This window comes from Luteitalea sp. (assembly GCF_044337415.1).
Taxonomy (GTDB): domain Bacteria; phylum Acidobacteriota; class Vicinamibacteria; order Vicinamibacterales; family Vicinamibacteraceae; genus Luteitalea.
Map to the genome: position 1 here is coordinate 1 of NZ_JBIINP010000228.1, position 6006 is coordinate 6006.

8 protein-coding genes are annotated in these 6006 nt (G+C 72.6%); 2 read left to right on the top strand and 6 right to left on the bottom strand.

Annotated features, from left to right (window positions below; all coding sequences use genetic code 11):
* From rmuC to ACIRDX_RS19620, 4 genes are all read right to left on the bottom strand, one after another.
* On the bottom strand, positions 1-1193 hold a 1193-nt coding region (gene rmuC, locus ACIRDX_RS19605), incomplete at its 3' end, for a DNA recombination protein RmuC (RefSeq protein WP_396627127.1).
* A gap of 139 nt (positions 1194-1332) precedes the next feature.
* On the bottom strand, positions 1333-2061 hold the full coding sequence (locus ACIRDX_RS19610) for an SIMPL domain-containing protein (RefSeq protein WP_396627128.1): 729 nt from the start codon (positions 2059-2061) through the stop codon (positions 1333-1335).
* A gap of 87 nt (positions 2062-2148) precedes the next feature.
* Positions 2149-2580, bottom strand: a complete 432-nt coding sequence (locus tag ACIRDX_RS19615) for a hypothetical protein (RefSeq protein WP_396627129.1) — start codon at positions 2578-2580, stop codon at positions 2149-2151.
* Between the two features lie 5 nt (positions 2581-2585).
* Positions 2586-3365: a ubiquinone/menaquinone biosynthesis methyltransferase gene (locus tag ACIRDX_RS19620; protein WP_396627130.1), complete on the bottom strand. Its 780-nt coding sequence runs from the start codon at positions 3363-3365 to the stop codon at positions 2586-2588.
* A 45-nt stretch (positions 3366-3410) separates the two neighbouring features.
* On the opposite strand from ACIRDX_RS19620, the gene ACIRDX_RS19625 reads away from it, so the two are divergent.
* Positions 3411-4076, top strand: a complete 666-nt coding sequence (locus tag ACIRDX_RS19625) for a metal-dependent transcriptional regulator (RefSeq protein ID WP_396627131.1) — start codon at positions 3411-3413, stop codon at positions 4074-4076.
* Here the strand turns inward: ACIRDX_RS19625 and ACIRDX_RS19630 are convergent.
* Positions 4070-4735: an HAD family hydrolase gene (locus ACIRDX_RS19630; RefSeq protein ID WP_396627132.1), complete on the bottom strand. Its 666-nt coding sequence runs from the start codon at positions 4733-4735 to the stop codon at positions 4070-4072. The genes ACIRDX_RS19625 and ACIRDX_RS19630 overlap by 7 nt on opposite strands.
* On the opposite strand from ACIRDX_RS19630, the gene ACIRDX_RS19635 reads away from it, so the two are divergent.
* Entirely contained in the window at positions 4721-5419 is a 699-nt protein-coding gene (locus ACIRDX_RS19635) for a 7-cyano-7-deazaguanine synthase (RefSeq protein ID WP_396627133.1), read from the top strand. The genes ACIRDX_RS19630 and ACIRDX_RS19635 overlap by 15 nt on opposite strands.
* Positions 5420-5535: 116 nt before the next feature.
* On the opposite strand, the gene ACIRDX_RS19640 is transcribed toward ACIRDX_RS19635, so the two are convergent.
* A partial coding sequence (locus ACIRDX_RS19640; RefSeq protein WP_396627134.1) for a DUF4097 family beta strand repeat-containing protein occupies positions 5536-6006 on the bottom strand: 471 nt, incomplete at its 5' end.

Here is a 6006-nt window from a genome sequence, read left to right on the forward strand (position 1 = left end):
GCCAGGTGCGAGATGAGCGTCGCCAGGCGGTCGTGGAGGTCGCGGCCGAGGTCGCTGATGTGCTGGGCGTTCTCGGCGAGCTTCTCCTGCCGCCAGCCGTACGCGACGGCGCGCAGCAAGGCGATGAGCGTCGAGGGCGTGGCGATCACGACGTGCCGCTCGAGCGCCTGCTCGACCAGCGACGGATCGGCCTCGGCCGCCGCCGAGAGGAACGTGTCGCCGGGAATGAAGAGCACCACGAACTCGGCACTCTCCCGCAGTTGGCCGGCGTAGCGACGATCGGCCAGCTGCTGCACGTGCGTCCGCAGCTGCGCGGCGTGCCGCTGCACGTGCGCCCGGCGGTCATCCTCGCTGGTCGCCTCGAGCGAGTCGAGGTACGCCGTGAGCGCCACCTTTGCATCGATGATGATGGTGCGCCCCGCGGGGAGTGTCACGACGACGTCGGGGCGCAGGCGGCCTTCGTCGCCCTCGTGCGTGCGCTGTTCGAGGAAGTCGCAGTGCGGGCTCATGCCCGAGAGTTCCGCCACGCGCCGCAGCGCGACCTCGCCCCAGCGACCACGCACGTGCGGCGTCCGCAGTGCGGTCACCAGGCGCGCCGTCTCCTGCTGCAGCGTACCCGTCGCGCTCACCACGTCGCGGAGGTGCTGCCCGACCTCGCCGAGGCCGCGCTGGCTGCTCTCGGCGAACGCCTGCGTCTGGCGCTGCACTTCGACGAGCTTGTCCGACAGCGGCGCCACGAGGGAGCCGAGCGCGTCGGTGCGCGCGCGCAGTTCGCCAGCGGCCTGCTCCTGCAGCGTCCTGAAGCGCTCCTCGGCGAGTGCCAGCAACCGCGTCGTGCTCGTGTCGAGCGCGTCGGCCGCCAGGGCCTTGAAGGCGTCCTGCCCCTGTCGCTGGGTGGCAGCGAACTCCCTGGCCTGTTCGCGGGCGCGGGACTCGAGGTCCTCCGCGCGGGTCTCGGCGACGGCGCGCCCGCGCTGGGCGATCGCCAGTTCGCGTCGCAGGTCCTCGGTCTCGAGATGGGCCTGGTCGAGCGCCTCGCCGAGCGTCGCCGCGCGTGCCGTCGCTGCGGCGGCCTCCGCGTGAAGGGTCCGCGCCTCGGTGGCCGACACGCGCGAGCCGCGCAGCACGAGCCACGCGACGAGCGCCCCCGCCAGCGCGGCGAGGACCAGCAGGAGGGCGAGGGTGGGGGTCATGGGCAAGGCCGGGTACGGGGTACAGGGTTCCGGGTACAGCTCACGACGGCAATCACCCGGGACTCGCGTTCGCGCCGACCCGCCTGATGCCGGCCTCGCCGCAGCAAGCCCGGTCCTGGTACCCGGTACCCGGCCCGATCTACTTCAACGCGGCGTGCAGCGTGACCGACACGCGGACTTCCACCTCGCCGGCGGTCACGGGCGTCGAGGGCATGTCGGCGGCGGCCGGCGCGGCCATCGCGCGCATCATCACCGGCTGGGGCCCGCCCATGTCGCGCCCGGTCTCGTCGAGGCGCACCACACGGTCGACGCTGCGGCCAACACCACTGGCCATCGCCTTCGCGCGGGCAAGCGCCGCCGCAGAGGCCAGCTTCAGGGCTTCCTGCTCGGCACCGGCCATGTCCTTCAAGGTGAAGCGCACGCCCGCCACGCGCGTCGCGCCAGCCGCGATCACCGCGTCGACCACCTCGCCCACACGGGCCACATCGTCGAGGCGCACCTCGATGACGTTGCTGGCGAGGTAGCCGCGCAACGTCTGCTTGCCGTTGGCCCAGTCGAACTGGGGCTGCATGTCCACGCTCACGGTGCGGAGCGCATCGCCCGGCAGGTTGAACCCGGCCAGGCGCTGGCGGATGGCGGTGGCCACCTCGGCATTCCGGGCCTGTGCCTCACGCGGCTGGTTCGATCGCGATTCGGACGCCACGGTGACGAAGGCCTGGTCGGGGGCGCGCTTGACGAGCCCTTCGCCAGCGGCGATCACGAGATCCTGGGTCGACGAGTGGGACATGGCGGTCTGGGCGCGGGCCGGAGCCAGCGGGGCCACGGCGATCGCGGAGAGGACGACGAGGGTGGCAAGGGTCTGACGCACGGGTTCCTCCAGGCGGCGCACGACGCGCGGGCGCCGAGATTCAGACGCGCGGCCGCGGGCGACAGCCGCAGGCGAACGGCGTGGGCCCTAGCGCTCGACGAACGGCTCGATCACGTCGAGCAGCACGGCCAGGACGCGCTCGCCGTCGATGGCGGCAATCGCCTCGCCCTGCGCCAGCGTGCGCTCGTCCTCGAGCTGCCGCCGGCCCCGACTGTAGGCGCTCCGCACGAGCACGGCAGGCTGGGCCCCGGCCACCTCGAGAAAGACGTCGATGGCGTTGTCGCTGGAGCGGTCGGACACGAGGCGGGCGGCGCCGGCCGGGGTCTGCACGGAGAACGGGAAGCCTTCCGCCTTCAGCGCCTGGGCAAACTGCCGCATCGTCGGTGCGATCTCGCGCTCGAGCACGGCGTCGAAGGCCGCCCGTGCCGCGTCGGACGCGGCGCGGCGCTGCGCCTGCGCCTTCTTCATCTCGGCGAGCCGGTGGGTGAGCTGTCTGCGAACTTCGGCCGTCTCGAGCATGGCTTTCAAGGGTACCCCACGTTGCCGCCCGCGATCGGCGGCCGCGGCTGGCCCGGCCGTCCCACCTGCCCGGCGTTGATGGCCATCAACCCGCCCATCAGCGGCCACCACCCGACGCGCTCGAACCCTTCCTCCCGCATCAGGTCGGCCACGCCGGCGGCGCCGGGGTAGCGCTCCAGGCTCTCGGGGATATAGCGGTACGTGTCGGGGTCGTCGTGGAGCCACTGCCCCACCGCACCACCCACCACCCGCAGGTAGCCGAGGTACGCCGCGCGCACGACGGGCTGAGCGGGCAGGGTGAAGTCGAGCGACAGGAACCGACCGCCGGGCGCGAGCACGCGCCGGATCTCGCGCAGCGACTGCCGCAGGTCGGGCACGTTGCGCAGCCCGTAGCCGGCCGTCACGATGCGCTGCGAGGCGTCGGGCACGGGCAGGGCGAGCATGTCGCCACACACCCAGTGGATGCCGCGCAGCGCCGGCTTGCGCGCGGCGATCGTGAGCATGCGGTGCGTGAGGTCGAGGCCGGTCACCGACGCGCCCGCATCGCGCAGCCGCGCCGCGATGTCGCCCGTGCCGCACGCCAGATCGAGGGCGAACTCCCCTGGCTGCACTGCCGCCATGCGGACGAGCACGTCCTTCCACGCGGCATCGCGCCCGTACGACAGCCACACCGTGATGTCGTCGTAGCGCGGCGCGATCTCGTGGAAGAGCTCGCGCACGTACCGCGCCTTTCCCTCCGGCGTGGCGAGCGCCTCGGCAAGCGGCCCGCGTGGCTGTCCCGGCATTCTCGGCATTCCCGGCATCGCAGCATTACCATAATGCAGCCGCCCATGCTGCCCTCGAGCACCGTCGAGAACTACCTCAAGGCCATCTACTCCGCGCAGCGCGCGATCGGCGAGAGTGCCCTCGTGCCCATGGGCCAGCTCGCGAGCGCGCTCGATGTCGTGCCTGGCACGGCCACGACCATGGTCAAGGCGCTGTCCGAGTCTGGACTCGTGCGCTACGAGCCGTATGCGGGCGTGCGACTGACGCCGGCCGGCGACAAGCTGGCCGCGCTCGTCCTGCGCCGCCATCGCCTGGTCGAGCTGTTCCTCGTGCAGGTCATGGGCATGAGCTGGGCCGAGGTGCACGACGAGGCCGAGCACCTCGAGCACGCGGTGTCGGACCGGCTCATCCAGCGCATGGACGAGATGCTCGGCTTCCCCACCGTCGATCCGCACGGCGACCCGATCCCCAACGCCGACGGCGGCGTGCCCGAGCGCGCCTACCACACGCTGCTCGAGTGCCCCCTCGGCCAGCCCGTGCGCGTGGCGCGGGTGGCCGACCAGGACGCCGACTTCCTCCGGTTCATCGAGCAGAGCAGCCTCATGCCCGGCGAGGCCATCGTGGTCGTCTCGCGCGATGCCGCGGCCGACAGCGTGGCCATTGAGGGCCGCGACGCACGCCGCATCGTGATCGGCGCGCGCGCGGCCTCGAAGCTCCTGGTGGATCAGTAGCGCGCCACGGGGGCCCGCGCGATCAGGGCGTCGATCGCGTCGATCGTCCAGCGGGCCTGCGCGCGATGCGCCGGCCCCACGGCCGGGTAGCCGAACCCGAACGCGACCAGGCAGGCATCGACGCCGGCCGCCGTGGCCGTCTCGACGTCCACCCACGAGTCCCCGATCATCAGGGTCTCTGCCGCCGGCATGCCGGCCTGCGCGACGAGCGCCTGCAGCGCCCCGGGGGCGGGCTTGCGCCCGTGCGGCGAATCGCCGCCGATGGCGGCATCCACGTGCGCCGACAGCCCAAGGGCGTCGAGAATCGCGTCGGTCGGGCGCTGCGGCTTGTTGGTGAGCACCGAGACCCGCGCGACGGCGTGGAGTCGGCCCAGCACCTCCGCCACGCCCGGATACGGTACCGTTGTCGCCGTCAGCCGCGCGTCGTAGGCAGCAAGGAAGCGCGGCAGGGCGTCGTCGGGGTCGGCCTCGAGGCCGGCACGCGCGAGGGCACGCTCCACCAGTGTCCGGGCGCCCTCACCGACCATGGCGACGACCGCGGGCACGGGCAGCGGGGGCGCGCCGTAGCTGGCCAGCATCGCGTTGGCGGCGTCGGCCAGGTCCTGGCGGGAATCGATCAGCGTTCCATCGAGGTCAAAGACGAAGTGCCTGTAGATCACGAATTCACCCTGCATGCCGAGCGCGTCGCGGTCCTCTGCTCCGGTGGCCTCGACAGCGTCGTCCTGGCCGCCGACCTGGCGACGACGGCCTTCGTCTATCCAATCTACGTGACCTCGGGACTCGCGTGGGAGCGCGAGGAGCAGGCCATGCTGGAGCGCGCCCTCACGGCGTTCCCCGATCGGTCACACCTGGCGCCGCTGCACGTGCTCAAGGCCTCGGTGCGCGACGTATACGCGCCCACCCACTGGTCGCTGACCGGCGCGCCGCCCGCCTACGATACCCCCGACGAGGACGTCTACCTCGTCGGCCGCAACGTGGTGCTGCTCGGCAAGGCCGCCGTGTACTGCGCGATCCAGAAGATCTCGCGCATCGCGCTCGGGCCGCTCGCGGGCAACCCCTTCCCGGATGCCACGCCGGAGTTCTTCGGCGCCATGGCGCACGCGCTGTCGCTGGGCCTCGACCACCCGATCCGGATCGAGACGCCCTTCCGCCATTTCCACAAGCCCGACGTCATCCGCCGCGGCCAGCAGGTCGCCGCGCCGATGAATCTCACGATGTCGTGCATGAAGCCCGTGGGCGGCGTGCATTGCGGCGCGTGCAGCAAGTGCCGCGAACGCCACGACGCCTTCGTCGAGGCGCTCGGCAGCGATCCGACGATCTACGCGATGTCGCGGCGGGCGTAGTTGGCTTGGGGCTTGGGGCTTGGGGCTTGGGGCTCAGGGCTCAGGGCTCAGGGCTCAGGGGAAAAGGGACAAGGGACAAGGGACAAGGCAGAAGGCAAGAGCGGTCGCCCGACGCGCTAGCGCGGTGACGCAGGCGCCGCGGGTGGCGCAGGCGGGGCCGGGGGTGCAGGGGGCGGCGGCACGAACGACCGCTTGAGCGTGATCGAGCCGTCGCCGGTGCGGATGCGCAGGCGGCCGGCGCCGGTGCCGAGCGTGGCCTGGAGGCGACGCCCGTCGCCCTCGCGCTCGATCGGCAGGTCGGGGAAACCGTTGAGCGAGATGCGCCCGTCGCTCGTCTGCACGTCGAGGCTGGCATCGAGCACGTCGGGCAGCGCGACGACCACGCCGCCGTCGCCGGTCTCGATCTGCCAGTCGCCGTCCACGAGGCTGCCGTCGGCCGCGCGCACCGTGATCGTCCCGTCGCCGCTGCTCGCGCGCAGCCCGCCGCGCAGGCGCCCCGTCACGAGCACGCTGCCGTCCCTCGTGCTCACGGTGCAGCGGCCATCCACGTCCTCCATCTGCACGGCGCCGTCGCCGCTGTCGGCCGC

Excerpts from the sequence above, each read along its gene's own strand:
- ACIRDX_RS19615 (WP_396627129.1), bottom strand. The coding sequence starts at position 2,580 with ATGCTCGAGACGGCCGAAGTTCGCAGACAGCTCACCCACCGGCTCGCC.
- ACIRDX_RS19620 (WP_396627130.1), bottom strand. The coding sequence starts at position 3,365 with ATGCCGGGACAGCCACGCGGGCCGCTTGCCGAGGCGCTCGCCACGCCG.
- ACIRDX_RS19625 (WP_396627131.1), top strand. The coding sequence starts at position 3,411 with ATGCTGCCCTCGAGCACCGTCGAGAACTACCTCAAGGCCATCTACTCC.